Here is a 1,031-nt window from a genome sequence, read left to right as displayed (position 1 = left end):
AACCCCCAGCTGTACCGCAATCCCTTCCCCTACAGCAAGCGGTGTCTTCCAGCCCGCTTCCTCCGTGCTCTTCGCCAGAGCAAGCAGCGTACTGTCGAAGCTGCCGTCCGGCTTCCTGCCCTGCATCCCTTGAAACTTCTCCACCGCCAACAAAAATTCCTCGTTGTACCACCCCGTAATCTCTCCCGGGTACATGCCTCGCTTCTTCAAGGCTTCTTGCATCGCCCGGATATCTGCGGGGGAGAACTTTTGGTTGTAATCTTCCATCAGCTGCCGGCGGAGTTCCCGCTGCCGTTCCAGTTCCGCCGCTCTCTTCTTCGCGGCCTTTTCAATCTCCGGGTAATTGTGAATAGCCCATTCCTGATAAGCCGGGACTGTCATCCCGATGGCGATGACCAGCCGCAACTCCTCTTCCTTCGGCATTGGAGAAAAGTTCGACTGAAGCGGATTATAGTCGCAAGCCGACAGCAGCGGTCCTTTGTAGTGCTTCCGCAGGCTGATTTCCGGTCCATACCACGCCGGATCAACGCCAAGCCCCGCCAAAATATCCCGCTGCGCAGCAGCGGTCTGCTTCACCTGTTCCATGTACTGCTTGTGGTCATATGCCGCATACACGCTGTAAGTCGCCTGGGAGCGGGCCAGGGTATCGAACGCATTGGCGATCTCGTTCAGTTTCATCCGCGCCTCTTCCCGTAAGGCTTCATCTCCCGTATGCAACCTGTCCAGCAGCTCCGTAATCCGCGGTTCACTGCTGTAGGGGATCAGCCGCGTTTCGAGCTGCAGATCCTGTACACTATTCACCGCAGCCTTTAGCAGATCTTTCAGTGACGGCTTCCCGCTCAGCAGCTCTAGCAGGTGCTCTCCGCCCCGCTCCTGCCGCCTCCGCCACATGTCCCACAGCCGGGCGCCGAGTCCGCCGATCCGTTGGACCGTTGGGAACTTGCGCATGAACTTCGCGTTCAGCAGCGCCTTCATTTTCGATTCCGTGTAGCCATACTGTTCCGCGGTTTCCCGGACCGCCGCCGATTGGT

Annotated in this window: 1 protein-coding gene; it reads right to left on the bottom strand. The window is 58.4% G+C overall.

Annotation, left to right across the window (positions count from 1 at the left end; translation table 11 throughout):
* Positions 1–1,031: peptidoglycan-binding domain-containing protein (locus ACE6ED_RS29150; RefSeq protein WP_410830956.1), on the bottom strand; the 1,031-nt coding region annotated here is incomplete at both ends.

Origin of the sequence: Paenibacillus nanchangensis (genome assembly GCF_046543445.1) — a bacterium.
Classification (GTDB): Bacteria; Bacillota; Bacilli; order Paenibacillales; family Paenibacillaceae; genus Paenibacillus_AQ; species Paenibacillus_AQ nanchangensis.
Note: the sequence above shows the minus strand (reverse complement) of the source record. Positions and strands in the feature narration are given on the sequence as shown.